Below are 14,542 nucleotides of genomic sequence, written 5' to 3'. Positions count from 1 at the left end.
GTAATTTCTGAAAGGAAAATCGATGATCACAATGAACACAGATTATACCGACGCTATGCTTACTGTTCCGCTTGGTGATGGCCAAGTGGTTTTGACCAACAAGGTGACAGATCCTAGTGATAATACAGTGACCTTGTACTTTAAAAATGATCAGTTAATTAGTATTGATCAGGCGCATCATAAGGCAACAGCCACACGGACGATTATCATTACACCGCCAAGAAATCTAGAATCTAAAAAAATAGCTCTTTATGTTAATGAGCTTGCTACTGCAGCTAAAATCAAGTTGGAATCATCAATGACTGCCCGTTTGACAGATGACCAACGCAAACCTATCAAGGAATACTGGGCCGAAGTTGAACCACTACTGTTGTTGTTAGGTATCAAAGTGACAGGCAATAAGAAAAAATCGTTTAAAGCGCAACATCGTTTCAAGGCGACTATTGCTAAAGTACCTTTCTATACTGATTTTAGTCGTGCAAAGGCAACTATCTATTGGCAAAAGCGCAATGAAATGCGCATAGAGTCCGGTGCCAAGATGCTAGCAGAGGCACCGCTGAATTCTGATGGTACCTTAGGATTTGATGCCCGCTTTGCGAAACAAATACGTGAAGAACATGCGGATGCTTTTGATCCAAAAACGTTCATTACTACCAAAGATATTGTACTGAAAAGTGTCAATGAAGTTGGGCTGTTTTTGTATTTTGGTGGCACTAATTCATGGTTGGCATTCAAAGGACCAGATGGTAGAACGATTCATGATTGGACAGTTTTGAAATCATGAAAAAATAGCATATTTACTTTTCTATACTGGGATGCGGTCATTTGATGCACGTTTATCCTGTAAAATTTACAGGATTATCATTAACTATAAAGGGGTTGGGACAATCACGTTGTCCCAACCCCCATTTTTTGCCTAATTAAGCTCGTGCTCGCTGGTACCACCAGCAATGATCGTTAACATATCCTTCATAGAAATATTGACCATATTGCGAATAGCATTGTCTGTGTAAAAACCAATATGTGGTGTAATAATTGCATTTGGCAATTCCAAAACGGTCTTCAAGTAATCATTTTCAAAAGGCTTTTCTGAGAAGTCATCACTGAATATATTGGCTTCACCTTCGATAGTATCTAGTCCAGCAGCCGTAATTTCGTGATTTTGTAACGCAGCGATTAGCGCAGGCGTATCCACGACACCACCACGGGAAGCATTAATAAAAATAGCGCTTGGCTTCATTTTTTTGAATACGTTCTCATCAAACAGGTGGTAAGTGCTCTCTAATAATGGTGTATGGGTCGTCACAATATCGGCTTCTTTGTACACGGTCTCGTGATCAACATAATCTAAAATACTATTGAGTTCCGGACGGTGAACAGGGTCAGCTGCAATGACAGTTGCTCCTAGTGCTTTGAAAACTCGAGCAACTTCACTACCAATCTTACCAGCACCAATAATACCGACTGTTAGATCATGAATTTCACGGGCTTGTAGGCCTTCCCAGGTAAAGTTGTATGATTGCTCGCGATTTTGTGCGACATGGAGATGGCGTAGCAACCACATAGTTTGGGCCAAAACCATTTCAGATACTGAACGTGGTGAATAAGCGGGAATATTCGTGACTTTTAATTGATTTTGAGTAGCTAAATCCAAGTTGATCGTGTCATAACCAGTAATACGCAATGTAATTTGCTTAATACCGAATTCATGTAATTTTTGATACACAATGGGATCGTCAATTAGATTATCCTGCTCGGTAGAAATGCCATCATACCCCTTGGCTAAATCGACTGTATCGGGGTTTAACGTGACCTTATTAGAGTCTACCGCCACATCTGGATGGGCTTTTAGCCATTCTTTGATAACAATTTCTTCATCATCCATGATGTTATACAGTAAAACCTTTTTCATTAAATATCTCCCTTATCTATGCTAACTAAATCTAAAGTGACAGCTTTGAAAAAGCAACCACTGCTTTTTCAAGTGTCGCCATGTCTTGTGTAACCGCAATGCGAATATAGCCCTTGCCGGCTTCACCAAACGCCTGACCAGGGATAACTAATACACCAGCTTTTTCAAGTAAGTAATTGCTGAATGCAACGTCATCCATACCAGTTGCAGAAATGTCAGCGAAAAGATAAATACTACCAGCAACCGGTAGAATCTTTAGCCAGGGTAGCTTGTTTAATTCAGTTGTCACATATTCTAGCCGTTCACCAAATTGTGCTTTTAATGCGGGTGTGATTTCGTCAATATGTTGCAGACCATACGCACCAGCTGCTTGTGAAACACTTGGGGCTGAAAAATCAATTCCTTCATTGAGCAGACCAGCAGCGGCAATAACATCTGCAGGCCCAATCAAGTATCCAATTCTAAATCCGGTCATGGCAAATACTTTTGACAAAGAACCGGCTACCAAAGTATGTTCAGGGGCAAGTGATTCCAAAGGAATGAAATCGTTGTCGCCGTAGACAAATGGCCAATACACTTCGTCAGCAAGTAGATAGATATCATGTTCTTTAGCTAAATCAGCCAGTGCTTGTAAGGTTTCTTGGTCATAGACAGCACCGGTAGGATTATTAGGTGTATCAACTAAGATGGCTTTCGTTTTGTCCGTAATAGCTGCAGCGATATCTTCCTTGGTTGGTTGGAAGTTGTTTTCAGCTGTGCAGTTAACGACAACAACCTTAGCGTGATGGGCTTCAATTTGTACTTCATAAGGTGAAAAGTAAGGTGAGAAGATGATGACTTCATCATCAGGATTGAGGATTGCACCAAACGCTAAGAAGGTCGCATGACCAGCACCGACAGTTGCTCGGACATTTTCTTTAGCATAGGTTAGATTGAAACTCTTTTGATAAAAATTAATAATCGCATCAAGATACTCTGGATCACCATCGCTAGCGGTGTAATGCGTTTTTCCCGCTGTTAGAGCATCATTGGCCGCATTTAGAATTGGTTCAGGTGTAATCATGTCTGGATCACCAATTGATAGATTGATGACATCAGTCATTAATGCTGCGTTCTTACCAATATCAGACATGATATTGGCAGATGGATTTTGAAATAAATTAGAAAGGCTACGTGCCATGTGAAATCTCCCATGAATTCTCATTTTGTTTTAATCACATTATACATTTTTTTAGTGTCTTGTGCGAAGAATTTTCAAAAATATACACAAAATTTGTATTTTAATACATCGGGAAGGGCATAATTAATTCGTTATTTATTCGTAATAATAGCTAAATTAATTGAAGAGCTTTTCATTGTAACCGCTTTCTTATAATGTTAAGTTAGTGATGTTTAAAACAAGCTTAAGAAAGGACGTGGTTGTAATGGGCCATAATAATGGGGTAGTAAAAACTGTCGTGGCTAGTTTGTCCCTATGTTTAGGGTTGGGGGTTAGCCAGGTTATTACTAACGACAAAGTTTTCGCCGAGGATACAGACAATAACGGCACGGTTGAGAAATTTGATAAATATAAAGGCCATCAGGTCTACGAATACTCGGTTCAGAATAAGTTGGGCTTGAAAATCTCTGTTTTGAACCAAGGTGGAACCTTGCATGGTATCTATGTACCTAATGGTAATGATGGCAAGCAGAATATCTTGTTGTCTTTCAAACATACTAAGCAGTACTACAGTAAGAATGCGCAATCACTATATGTTGGCCAGCAAATTGGGCCGATTGGAAATCGTATTCGCAATGGTGAGTTTAAGCTGAATGGCAAGAAAGTTTCTGTTCCAACGAACGAAAATGGCAATACGTTGCATAGTGGTGATCATGGTTTCAATTCTGTGCGTTGGAAGTGTGAAACTGGTACGTATGAAGGTAATCCAGCAATCACTCTACGACATACCTTTAGCTCAAAGTACACGGGATTCCCTGGTAAAATTCAAGCAACGACCAGGTACGTTGTGACTGACGATAACCAGGTCAAGGTGTTAATGAGCGCTAAGAGTGATAAGGATACTGTTTTTGATCCAACAATTCACGCGTACTTTAACCTAGGTCAGGAAAAGACAATTAAAAATCAGGAATTGACGATGAATTCAACGCAACGATTGAAGTTGAATAAAGAAAAGGTGCCAACTGGTAAATTGCTTGATAACAAGGGGGCTTATGACTTCTCTGAAGCTAAGCCACTGAAGGACCATCTTGATCCGTTGATGAGCACCAAGGAGCAAGGCCTTGATACGATGTTCAAGGTTAATCCGGATAAAGACAAGCAAATTGCCAAGTTATCTGATCCAAAAACTGATCGTTCAGTGAGCTTCTTATCAGAACGTAATGGATTGGTCGTTTATTCAGGTAATGCGATCGATAAGAAGTTAACGTTTGAATCTGGAAAGGGTCATCAGCATGCGGCTATTGCGCTAGAGCCACAAACGCTACCTGATGCGGTCAATCATCCAAGCTTTGGGGATGTTTCACTCAAATCAGGTGACACCAAGACTAAGGAAATTACCTACCAGATTGATTATTGATGATGTATTTTGAGATTGAGACAAACATAAGTCTCGATCTCTTCTTATTTTTATTACTCGAAACAACAGTGTCCCTTTACGTGTTGTGGGGGTTTGTTGTGTAACTTGTTAACCTATAAGTGTAAAGGTACAACGTTGTTGTTGTACGCAGCCAATAATAGTTGTGTAATAGCCATAATTTGAGGAGGAACCTTTAATGAGTGACGTAAAATATTCTTTCACATTAAATGGTGAAACGTGGCATAAAAAGCAATTAGAACGTTTAGAATATGAACGCAATTTACACATTTTGCATTCAATGAAGCAACATGGTGTTGATATTAAAGACGGCGATCGTTCGTTAAGTGATGATGATATTGACTATTTAACTGCGCAAAAGGCGTGGGACGTTTCAATTGATAATCGTTTGGAACATACTGGTGAGGACATTATTAATCTTTATAAAGACTCAATTAAAAAGTCTGATGAATTCTGGAAAAAACTTGGTTTCAGTCAAGATAAAACAATGAAGGTTTCTCGGACTGAAATGAAGGTTAGTGGTGTTAGCCTAAAAGAATACATGGGGATGATGCGTTCTATGCAAACAGAAGACCGGGTCGGGTTATCTGTTCATCCTGAGCATTTTGTTTGTTCAGTGACTTGGGACGACGGTCAATTAGTTGGCATTGAGCCATTTGGAATGTATGGGACACCTACTTTAGTAGAAGTTAAGGTGGTGCCGGACGAAGAATTGGGTGATGCAATTAAAGCCGACAAGGATCCTGAGTACCCAATTGCAATGGCTGGGGAAGCATTTTTGACAGGTGGCGAAGTTGCTGTGAACATCCCATTCCATCAATTTAAGCCAACTGAAGACGGCTTTGAGGCTAAGATGGCAGTTTATTGGCCAGAAAATACGCCTGATGAAATTGTAGATGGTCATGCCTTACATTTGGCCATGGAATTTTACGGTGGTTTAAAAGAAGCTGGTAAATTAGATTAATATATTTTGAGTAAAAAGGTTGGCACATTTTCTTGTGTGCCAACCTTTTTTGTCTTCAAATTGACAAATTAAGTGGCGTGTTATAATATAACACGTTAAGCAGGAGACGAATTATGATTAAACAAACTATTGCCACACAGAAATACTTGATTTTATCATTAGGTATTTTTGCACTCATTCGCCCATTATTTAAAATAACCGGTTTAATTGGCCTTTTCCCAAGTAATCGTTTTGGCAGTATTTTTTAACCGCATTTATTTCACTTGTTTGGTTAGGCTTTGTGGTGTTCAAGCAGATTAAACACCCAGCTGTTGTATTAGCAAGTTCTGGCGTTGTTTATGCATTTGGGGCAATTATTTTAAGTGGCATATTATCACCAATTCTAACAGGACATTTGCAAGGACCACTTACTAATCCATTCGCTTTTATTGCAATAATTATCGTTAATATTATCTGGGGCGGAATTGTAGGTTTTTTAGCAAAACTCTTTATAAGATAATGCTTGGGCTGATAAAACCGGTAACGTTTTTAGTCTTGATCTCGAGATGCTTGATTTTTTAGAACAACAAAATAAGCTTGCTAAGCTAGACTATCTCAATTAGTTAACTTAGCAAGCTTATAATGTAGTTATAAATCAATGTTATTTACGAGTTCTCTTTTAGCCTTAAGAGTTAACGACAAATTTTGCTGGTTGATCATTGTCTACTAACACTACGTTATCAGCTACAATTTTAGCCATTGCGTCACGTGCTTCGACGGTAGCATTACCAACGTGCGGTGTTAGAATGACGTTTTTAAGAATCTTAAAACCATCATCGACTTCAGGTTCACGTTCATAGACATCTAGTGCTGCACCAGCAATTTCATCATCTTTAAGGGCTTGTAATAGCGCTGCCTCATCGATAATTGGACCACGACCGACATTAATAATATTGGCCGTTGGCTTCATTGCTTTGAAAACAGCTTCATTGAATTGATGATAGTTTTCATCTGTTTGTGGTGCATTGATTGAAATAAAATCACTTGTTGCAATTAATTCATCAAACGGACGATAAGTGACTTTCATTGAACGTTCTTCAGGGTCAGACAAAGGGGTACGCTTGTAGTATTGCACGTGCATTCCCAAAGCATTGGCTTTACGAGCCACGTCGCTACCGATGTTACCTAGTCCCACGATTCCTAATGTTTTACCAGCGATTTCATGGCCTAAGAAGAATAATGGTGCCCAGCCAGGGAAACCATCACGATGCATTTTATAGTTTCCTTCAACAATACGATGGCTCAATGCAAGCATTAGGCCAATCGTCACCTCAGCAACCGCATTAGTTGAAACGGCGGGGGTGTTTGTGACTGGAATGCCTTTTTCTTTAGCATAAGCAGTATCAATGTTGTTAAAACCAGCGCCAAAGTTAGCGATTAGTTTTAGTTTTGGGGCTGCATCGATAATTTCACGATCGACCTTGGTTGATAGGGGCGTAATTAAAAAATCCGCATCACGGACGTTTTCAAGCAATGTTTCATGTGAAACTAAACCGTCACCGTCATAAATTGAAACATCGAACCCGTTATCGGTCAATGTTTGCGTAGCCAGTGCGGGTAATTCTGCTGACAGATATACCTTACTCATGATTATCTCCTTTTATTTTGATACCGCTTTCATTATCTCGCGAATATCGTTAAAATTCAATTAGGTCGTTATAACTATGAAAGTTTAAGAAGAGTTTTCAAAATAAAAAAGACAGCTAGATTAGCTGTCAGGAGTAAATGTTATGGGTGGATTCAAAGCACTGCTTGTCACACTCTGCATAAACGTGTTCACAAAAGCTGAATTCTCATTGTAAGACAATTCATGATATCCCTGTCCTACGCACTGCTCCGGCCAGCAATATCATGAGTTGCCTTACACCCGAATTCAAAACGTTTTTGCTCACACTCTGCATAAACGTGATCCAAGAGACTGAATCCTTACTATAACGAGATGCCACTGTTTTTGTTCTTCGCTACGCTACGCACAAAAAAGTGCCACCGTCGTTATAGCCGGATTCAACCCATCTTTTGTCACACTCTGGACTTACCTACTAAGTTTATTCAGCACATCCAGCACGGGTTGGAAGGCGGTGAGTGTATGGTAACGATCACCGATAAGGACACCGTCGTATCCGATGGCGTTGGCGATTGGTGAGCCGGCTTCGTCCATGTGACCACCAAGAATGAGTTGGTATGAAATTTCAGGATAATTGTTTTTCATAAATTTGCGAATGGCATCATGAATGTCACGGATTTCATCGATAGAATAGAGTGCCCGCCCCATTTCAGTTGAGGCCAATGACTCATAGGCAATAATAATTGGCTTGTTGATAGGCTCGTCTTTTAATAGGATGCCTAGTTCTTCAACAACCATCTCAATATTACTATATTGCCCAACTGATAAGATTGGTGTAATATCATTTTCTAAAGCATTTTCGAGGCGCTTACGAACAATCAATAGCCCTTCATTAAGTGATTTACGACGTTCCAAATGACCAATAAAACTTGTTGTTATACCAAGTGATTGTAAGACACTGGGTGATATTTCACCAACTGTACGTTTTTTGATCGTTAGATTTTGACTAACAACTTCAAAATTATCGTAAGTATTCGGTACTGGTAGTGTTGGCGCAATCTTTAAATTAACGTCAACAGTTGTTTGACTGAGATCAGTTAAAAATTGTTTTTGTTGTTCAAAATCAACTAAATTCTTAAAGTTTAAAACTGCTAGCATAGGCTATACCTCCATACATGATGGCCTCTCTCATATAGTTTAGTATAACATGATGATGATAAATAATTCACAAGGCAAAGGTGTTTGCAGCAAGTTTTTATTGCATGGGTGGCATAACAAGTAGGAGAATGGTTATAGATTTTTGTAAAACTTTTAAGTACAATATTTTTTTAAATGTGAAGCGATGGGTTATCTTATTTATCAATTAAAGGTTAAATTAATATCGTGAGCATAGGCTATACAATTAAATTAATTTGCGTCAGTCTTGGGGGATGACATGAAGGTACGGTACATACGTTTATCAATAAAAATATTATCAGTTATTATGCTCGTACTGCTTGGTTGGTTAGTCGTCCATTTATATCGCATTGGTGTTTTCAATGATACTGATTCACTGATTAAACTGCTGAAAAAATATGGTATTTGGGCGCCAATCTTATTTGTTTTCGTCCAAATTGTCCAGGTCGTTATACCGATATTACCAGGAGGTGTTTCATTAGCAGCTGGTGTTGTGATGTTCGGCCCTTGGTTAGGTTTTTTGTATAATTATATTGGTATCGTCATTGGCTCAATGATTCTATTCTGGTTGGGTCGACGTTACGGTCGACGGGTGATTGATATCTTTGTTAGTGAAGATACGCTAAATAAATATATCGATCGTTTGGATTCCAAGGGATGGCATTGGACATTTGCCTTGTTGATTTTTTCGCCAGTGGCACCAGACGATGCCTTGGTATTATTAACAAGTTTGACGAAAATGACCTGGCGTGAATTTACGATTATTTTATTGGCGGGTAAGCCATTATCGATTTTCCTTTATAGCTTGGGAATGTTATATGGGGCAGATTGGTTATTAAGAATTGTTGGATAGTAAAAAAGCGGAAGTTCCACGTGGAACTTCCGCTTTTTCTGTAACAGTAGTAAATTATTAAATTACTTTTCTTTACGCTTTAGTAGGCTTGATAGGTAAATCAATACTACTGCAACAACACCAATTGAACTTAATACGATATAGTCAGTTGCTGAAGTTGCTGAAGATCCGCTGATATAAAGATTGTTTGTGAACAAATCCATGGCAAATCTTAGTGGTGTCCAACTATAAATACTGTTCAAGAAGAATGGTGATAACATTTCCTTTGGATATGAAACCACACCCATTGATAGTAGCATAATCAAAATTAAAATTGGCCATCCAGCAAATCCAGCCCAATTCAAGATGCAAGTTTGCAGTAGGTAGAAGATGGAGATGTTAAACATCAATAGTAGTAAGAAACTACCAGTATCTGGTACCGGAACATCAAATAGTGTGTGGGCAAAGAAGTAAATCGTTAAGCTGGCAACAACTGACATGACAATACCAGTAACCATTTGACTATTAATCGTACTCAAGGTGAAGCGACCATTTTCAGCATGCTTCTTGTTCTCACGCCACAATAGGATAGAAGCAATCAATGAACTCAACCATGAAAGAACAACAAGCAACATTGGCGCCATACCGCTGACACTCTTGTTAGGAAGCTTGTTCTTAATTTGAGTTGATACCTTGATTGGATCGTTGATAACCTGCCATTGCGCAGTTGAAAGTGTTACGTTATTTTCTTTCAAAGCACCTTGCATTTTTTGTGACATACCATCACTCAATGCGTTGTTAATCTTTGGTAATGCTGTGGTAACAACTGATGAAGCTTGCGAGTTCATTCCTTGGTTAGCAATTACACGAATCTTAGCTTGACTTGGCAATGTTTCAGTCATTGACTTAGCAGCTTGAACTTGCACCTTTAATTGATCATTAGCAGCAATTGCTTGTTCAGGCATATCTTTTGTCTTTGATTGAATCACAAGACCTTTTAGATAGTTTTGCTGGCTAGTTAGACTCTTGTCAAAGTCTTTATCAATAACAAGGGCACCATAATACTTCTTATCAGTGAATCCTTGCTTTAGACTAGACTCATTTTTGACATTGATTAACTTAAGTTGGGCGTCTGAATCAGAAAACTTGTCCTTAAGTTGACTAACGATTTTTTTACTTTGTTGGTCACCTGACGCATTAACAACAGCAACTGGTAATTGTTTCAGTTCTACTGAGTTACGAGCGCCGATTTGTGCGAATGAAAAAATTGCCAAAACTGCAAATACAGCGACTGCGTAAAGCCAGAACATCTTACTTGAAATAACTTTCCACATAGAAATTTACCTTTCCCTTATTTATTTATGAAACAACATGTTGTATTATATATCCCAATAAAAGAAAACCATGCAACAGCTAATAATACTTTGTTGCAAATAGGGGTAAAATCTTGAAACAGATAGATAGAACAGCGCAAACCAAGGCTAATATTGTTCAGGCATTCGTGATTATCGTCAAGCAGAGGCCGGCTTTACAAATCAAAGTATCTGATATTACACGACAAGCTAATGTGGATCGTGGGACATTTTATCGTTATTTTGAAAGTAAAGATGCATTGATTGAAGATTGCGAAGAGGAACTTTTAAATACAATATATCTCAGTCGACAAAACATTTTACAGTCTTTAAAGTCTGTACAGGATTTTAAGGAAAATCCTAGTATTATTTCGCCCTTATTGGCGACAATCGCTGATAATTTAGAAATGATGGATGTTTTATTAAATCGTTTAGGTAATAATCACTTTTTAATCAAGTTTAGGGAGTTTTTGCTAGATGAAGGAATGATAACGATTGATCAATATTCTGGTAGAGCAGAAAAAATTCCGTTAAAACAGCGTGAATTATTTTCGACCGCTACGAGTTCGGCAATTATTGGATTAATTAGTTTATGGAGTAGTAAACCAGATGAGTTTACGAAACAGGATATTGAGAATGTTATTCGTATTATTGCAACCAAAGGCGTGTTTGGCATTGTATAGATAAAAAAATAAGGACGGTACTGTAAGCTTGAACTTGCAGTACCGTCCTTATATATTTTTACTCTTTAACAGTGTCATTTAACTTTTTGGCTTGATAGTAATCAGGGAAAATCTGTGCACTTTTGACACCCCAATAATAGAAAATTAATGAGACACCAATAATGACGACGAAATCCCATGGATAACTGATCCAACCAGCACCATTAAATTCATGACTACCAGCATATGAAATTAGTGAAATAAAGATAAGGTAAACAATCAACCATAGGGCTGACTTGAAAGCCTTCCAAGTATCACTGTTCTTGGCTTTGTATTCATAATAAAAGTAAATTGGTAATCCTAGAAGGATAACCATGATGACCTCAATTGTCGTTGGCCACATTGACCAGTAAATGGCTAATGATGCTAGCACAAAGGCAACAGGTGCCATAAATGAAAGCATCTTTAGTTTAACAGGTCGTTTAAAGTTAGGTGCAGTATGTCGGAAAGCGGCAGCAGTAACAGGTCCTGTTAGATAAGCAATCAAAGTTGATGCACAGATAACAGTTGCTAATGTTGACCATGAACGGAACACCGAAACCATGATCATACTGATACCTAAGTTTGTTAACATTGCAGCGCGAGGCATATAGAATCTTGAACTAAGTTTTCCTAAGTATTTTGGCACATGCTTGTTACTTTCCATTGCGAAAAGCACACGTCCTGTAGAAGCGGCAAATGAAACACCTGTTCCAACAGGAGAAACGAAAGCATCCAAATAAAGCAAAACTGATAGCCAATGGATACCTAGTAATATTGCTAAGTCAGCAAATGGCGAGTTAAAGTTGATGCCATGCCAACCATGTTGTGCAATTGTTGCTGGATCGATTGCCATAATATAAGCACTTTGGATCAGAACATAGATAATACCACTGATTAACAATGACAAGAAGATACCACGACCGATATTCTTCTTAGTGTTTTTAATCTCACTTCCCATATTAATGACTGTTTGGAAGGCATTAAATGAAAAGATAATACCTGCCGTGGCAGTTGCTGAGAAAATAGGTGCTGAGCCATATGGCATAAACTCATGTAATGAGTGACCGTAGTTTTCAGGATGAAAACTTGATAATGCCAACATGATGACTGTAATTGCTGGCACACCAATTTTGAAAAGTGAAATAAAGTTTGTAAAGCGCGTTAGTAAAGTGACTGACCAAAAATTAATAAGAGTGAATACGAGCATAAAACCGAATACTAAGAATAAGCCGGTTGTCGTAATTTCACCGTTACTAAAGAATTGTTTGGTCCAATTCGCCCATGCCCATGGCCATGAACTCATATATTGCACCGCGGCAACAGCCTCAATCGGAATCAAAGTAATTAATGACATCCAATTGGACCAAGATGCGATAAAGCCTAATAAAGGCCCATGAGAATATTGTGCGTAGCGGCTCATACCGCCGGCTTCTGGGAACATAGCTCCCAGCTCAATGTAATTGTAGGCAATGGCGGCAATTACGAGTCCACCAATTACCCATGAAATAATTGCAGCGGGTCCTGCTACACTAGTAGCCTCCCACGAACCGAATAACCAACCCGAACCAATTAGTGATCCTAAGGTTAGCATGATAAGTTGAAATAAGCCGATTTTTTTTGTTTTGTCGGACTTCATAGTTCCTCCTTTTGACAATAGCAACTATTGTAACAAACTTATGAAATAATACCAAATTTAAGGTGCTTTCAGCTTTTCGATTAGATTATTATTATTCTTTATATATATTTTTATATGTTATATTTTTTGAAAACGTTTGTATTTCAAACAAGTGAGGGTTGTAACAAAATGTTGTTAATTATAGATAAATAGTAATTTTATTGTAAAGATTATTACAAGCTAAACGCTAACTTAAACTGTTCATATTAATTAATCGTTCGTTTTATTGCGAATTATGTATGATGTATCTATTATTCCTATCCGTTTTTGAATTCAAAATAAGTGAAATTTATACTTTTAAGTACTGCTATGTTACAGAATTTTTATTGCGAATTTCGTAGGTTTTTTCGATAATATACTTACGTCTTTATTATTTTGAGGTTCAATTAAAGAGATAAGCATGATATTTAAAAAGCATCATGATAAAACTGAAGTGACAACTGCTAAGCTGGCTGTGCTATTGATTCCGGTAATGATGTTATCGGCGGGAGTCACATCTTTAATGGCAGCAAAATCATATGAAATTATTCGACTAACGAATGCCCGTGGTAAAGCAATCGAGGAAGAGAAATAAGTGCATGGTTAATCGTATTTTTACGTACTTAAAAGGCGATGTGATGTTTACTGTTAGTATGTTACTAGCGGTTATTACGTCCTTTTTCGTAGTACCAGACTTGGGTGCTGTTAATTGGCATACCATTTTTAGTTTAATGACAATGATGATTTGGGTTAGCTTGCTGGAAAATGCAGGTGTCTTACATGCCGTATCGGTTTGGCTAGTTAGCCGTAGCCATCATGCTCGAGCGTTGATGACCAGTGTGACCTTATTATCTTTCTTTGGTGCAATGTTATTATCCAATGATATTGCTATTTTAACGTTAATGCCGATTTACTTACGTTTAGCGGCGAGTTTGTCGACACAATTAAAAGTTATTGGATCAACTTTGATTATCATGGCTGCTAATTCTGGGGCTATTTTATTTCCATTTGGTAAGTCACAAAACTTATACTTGTTTGGTCACTATGGTGTTAGTGTTGGTGAATTCTTTACTTGGTCAGCATCGTTGACAGTGGTGTCGCTGATTTTGATGATCATTATCACGCGTTTTATTAAAATGGAACCACTGGCAATTGATTTAAAGCCAGCTAGGCACGTTGAAAGTCGCCAATTAGTTTTCTTGATAGCTACAGGAATTGTTTTAATTGCAACAATTTTTGGTTGGTTACCATTTAATGTTGTGGTGCCAATTATCTTGATTGTGTTCTTTATTTATAATCATAAAATATTTAAAATGGTTGATTATGGTTTGTTAACAACATTTATGTTTTTCTTTGTTGCGACAAACAACTTGGCCAATATACATATGGTACAAACACTGGTTAGTTCACTATTCGACACACCAACACATGTGTTATTTGGTAGTTTTGCTCTGAGCCAAGTTATTTCTAATGTACCTTCAACTATTTTGATTTCAACATTTACGGATCACGCCCACGAGTTGTTCTTAGGAACAAATATTGGTGGACTGGGAACGATGATTGCCTCAATGGCCAACTTGATTGGTTTTCGTGTATATCGTCAAATCGAACCAGACTCATCATCAACATTTTTGAAATTGTTCATGGTGTTAAACTTCGTGATGGCCGCCGTACTATTAGTTTTGTTTGGTTTATAATTAATTAAAAATAGATTACGAGTGAGGTTGGGATAAAGATCCCAGCCTTTTTTT

15 protein-coding genes are annotated in these 14,542 nt (G+C 38.0%); 9 read left to right on the top strand and 6 right to left on the bottom strand.

Annotated elements, in window-relative coordinates; genetic code table 11:
- Positions 1–22 precede the first annotated feature (22 nt).
- Positions 23–784 (top strand): hypothetical protein, encoded by a 762-nt coding sequence (locus FOL01_RS10265; protein WP_075270538.1) that lies wholly within the window; start codon positions 23–25, stop codon positions 782–784.
- A gap of 132 nt (positions 785–916) precedes the next feature.
- Here the strand turns inward: FOL01_RS10265 and FOL01_RS10260 are convergent, their stop codons facing one another.
- Together FOL01_RS10260 and FOL01_RS10255 are read right to left on the bottom strand one after the other, a co-directional pair.
- The gene (locus FOL01_RS10260) at positions 917–1,912 is read right to left on the bottom strand and encodes a D-2-hydroxyacid dehydrogenase (RefSeq protein ID WP_075270537.1); all 996 of its coding nucleotides are present in this window, start codon (positions 1,910–1,912) and stop codon (positions 917–919) included.
- Between the two features lie 31 nt (positions 1,913–1,943).
- On the bottom strand, positions 1,944–3,092 hold the full coding sequence (locus FOL01_RS10255; protein WP_075270536.1) for an aminotransferase class I/II-fold pyridoxal phosphate-dependent enzyme: 1,149 nt from the start codon (positions 3,090–3,092) through the stop codon (positions 1,944–1,946).
- Positions 3,093–3,336: 244 nt separating this feature from the next.
- On the opposite strand from FOL01_RS10255, the gene FOL01_RS10250 reads away from it, so the two are divergent.
- The 4 genes from FOL01_RS10250 (at position 3,337) to FOL01_RS11280 (ending at position 5,969) form a co-directional block, all read left to right on the top strand.
- Positions 3,337–4,488 (top strand): aldose epimerase family protein, encoded by a 1,152-nt coding sequence (locus FOL01_RS10250; protein ID WP_169823047.1) that lies wholly within the window; start codon positions 3,337–3,339, stop codon positions 4,486–4,488.
- A gap of 196 nt (positions 4,489–4,684) precedes the next feature.
- Positions 4,685–5,470, top strand: a complete 786-nt coding sequence (locus FOL01_RS10245; RefSeq protein WP_075270535.1) for a hypothetical protein — start codon at positions 4,685–4,687, stop codon at positions 5,468–5,470.
- 113 nt (positions 5,471–5,583) lie between these two features.
- Positions 5,584–5,718: a hypothetical protein gene (locus tag FOL01_RS11485; protein WP_257787093.1), complete on the top strand. Its 135-nt coding sequence runs from the start codon at positions 5,584–5,586 to the stop codon at positions 5,716–5,718.
- A 35-nt stretch (positions 5,719–5,753) separates the two neighbouring features.
- On the top strand, positions 5,754–5,969 hold the full coding sequence (locus tag FOL01_RS11280) for a hypothetical protein (protein WP_207649840.1): 216 nt from the start codon (positions 5,754–5,756) through the stop codon (positions 5,967–5,969).
- A gap of 165 nt (positions 5,970–6,134) precedes the next feature.
- Here FOL01_RS11280 and FOL01_RS10235 read toward each other — a convergent pair whose 3' ends face one another.
- A complete protein-coding gene (locus FOL01_RS10235) occupies positions 6,135–7,097 on the bottom strand; it encodes a 2-hydroxyacid dehydrogenase family protein (protein WP_075270533.1) in 963 nt (320 codons plus the stop codon).
- A gap of 444 nt (positions 7,098–7,541) precedes the next feature.
- Entirely contained in the window at positions 7,542–8,231 is a 690-nt protein-coding gene (locus FOL01_RS10230) for a triose-phosphate isomerase (protein WP_075270532.1), read from the bottom strand.
- A 277-nt stretch (positions 8,232–8,508) separates the two neighbouring features.
- On the opposite strand from FOL01_RS10230, the gene FOL01_RS10225 reads away from it, so the two are divergent.
- Positions 8,509–9,102, top strand: coding sequence for a TVP38/TMEM64 family protein (locus tag FOL01_RS10225; RefSeq protein ID WP_075270531.1), 594 nt, complete (start codon positions 8,509–8,511; stop codon positions 9,100–9,102).
- Between the two features lie 62 nt (positions 9,103–9,164).
- On the opposite strand, the gene FOL01_RS10220 is transcribed toward FOL01_RS10225, so the two are convergent.
- Positions 9,165–10,415 carry a YhgE/Pip domain-containing protein gene (locus FOL01_RS10220; protein WP_075270530.1) on the bottom strand — a complete coding sequence of 417 codons (1,251 nt, stop codon included), beginning with the start codon at positions 10,413–10,415 and terminating at the stop codon, positions 9,165–9,167.
- Between the two features lie 113 nt (positions 10,416–10,528).
- On the opposite strand from FOL01_RS10220, the gene FOL01_RS10215 reads away from it, so the two are divergent.
- Positions 10,529–11,116 (top strand): TetR/AcrR family transcriptional regulator, encoded by a 588-nt coding sequence (locus tag FOL01_RS10215; protein ID WP_075270528.1) that lies wholly within the window; start codon positions 10,529–10,531, stop codon positions 11,114–11,116.
- Positions 11,117–11,174: 58 nt separating this feature from the next.
- Here the strand turns inward: FOL01_RS10215 and FOL01_RS10210 are convergent, their stop codons facing one another.
- Positions 11,175–12,773: an APC family permease gene (locus tag FOL01_RS10210; RefSeq protein WP_075270526.1), complete on the bottom strand. Its 1,599-nt coding sequence runs from the start codon at positions 12,771–12,773 to the stop codon at positions 11,175–11,177.
- Between the two features lie 439 nt (positions 12,774–13,212).
- On the opposite strand from FOL01_RS10210, the gene FOL01_RS11220 reads away from it, so the two are divergent.
- Both FOL01_RS11220 and FOL01_RS10205 read left to right on the top strand, forming a co-directional pair.
- The gene (locus tag FOL01_RS11220) at positions 13,213–13,386 is read left to right on the top strand and encodes a hypothetical protein (protein ID WP_169823046.1); all 174 of its coding nucleotides are present in this window, start codon (positions 13,213–13,215) and stop codon (positions 13,384–13,386) included.
- Positions 13,387–13,390: 4 nt separating this feature from the next.
- Positions 13,391–14,488, top strand: coding sequence for an SLC13 family permease (locus tag FOL01_RS10205; protein WP_075270525.1), 1,098 nt, complete (start codon positions 13,391–13,393; stop codon positions 14,486–14,488).
- Positions 14,489–14,542: the final 54 nt, after the last annotated feature.

Source organism: Weissella thailandensis (assembly GCF_001932615.1).
GTDB classification, from domain to species: Bacteria; Bacillota; Bacilli; order Lactobacillales; family Lactobacillaceae; genus Weissella; species Weissella thailandensis.
This window is presented reverse-complemented; position numbering and strand designations above follow the sequence as displayed.

Coding starts and splice junctions, on each gene's coding strand:
- FOL01_RS10265 (WP_075270538.1), top strand. CDS start 23: ATGATCACAATGAACACAGATTATACCGACGCTATGCTTACTGTTCCG.
- FOL01_RS10260 (WP_075270537.1), bottom strand. CDS start 1,912: ATGAAAAAGGTTTTACTGTATAACATCATGGATGATGAAGAAATTGTT.
- FOL01_RS10255 (WP_075270536.1), bottom strand. CDS start 3,092: ATGGCACGTAGCCTTTCTAATTTATTTCAAAATCCATCTGCCAATATC.
- FOL01_RS10250 (WP_169823047.1), top strand. CDS start 3,337: ATGGGCCATAATAATGGGGTAGTAAAAACTGTCGTGGCTAGTTTGTCC.
- FOL01_RS10245 (WP_075270535.1), top strand. CDS start 4,685: ATGAGTGACGTAAAATATTCTTTCACATTAAATGGTGAAACGTGGCAT.
- FOL01_RS11485 (WP_257787093.1), top strand. CDS start 5,584: ATGATTAAACAAACTATTGCCACACAGAAATACTTGATTTTATCATTA.
- FOL01_RS10235 (WP_075270533.1), bottom strand. CDS start 7,097: ATGAGTAAGGTATATCTGTCAGCAGAATTACCCGCACTGGCTACGCAA.
- FOL01_RS10230 (WP_075270532.1), bottom strand. CDS start 8,231: ATGCTAGCAGTTTTAAACTTTAAGAATTTAGTTGATTTTGAACAACAA.
- FOL01_RS10225 (WP_075270531.1), top strand. CDS start 8,509: ATGAAGGTACGGTACATACGTTTATCAATAAAAATATTATCAGTTATT.
- FOL01_RS10220 (WP_075270530.1), bottom strand. CDS start 10,415: ATGTGGAAAGTTATTTCAAGTAAGATGTTCTGGCTTTACGCAGTCGCT.
- FOL01_RS10210 (WP_075270526.1), bottom strand. CDS start 12,773: ATGAAGTCCGACAAAACAAAAAAAATCGGCTTATTTCAACTTATCATG.
- FOL01_RS11220 (WP_169823046.1), top strand. CDS start 13,213: ATGATATTTAAAAAGCATCATGATAAAACTGAAGTGACAACTGCTAAG.
- FOL01_RS10205 (WP_075270525.1), top strand. CDS start 13,391: ATGGTTAATCGTATTTTTACGTACTTAAAAGGCGATGTGATGTTTACT.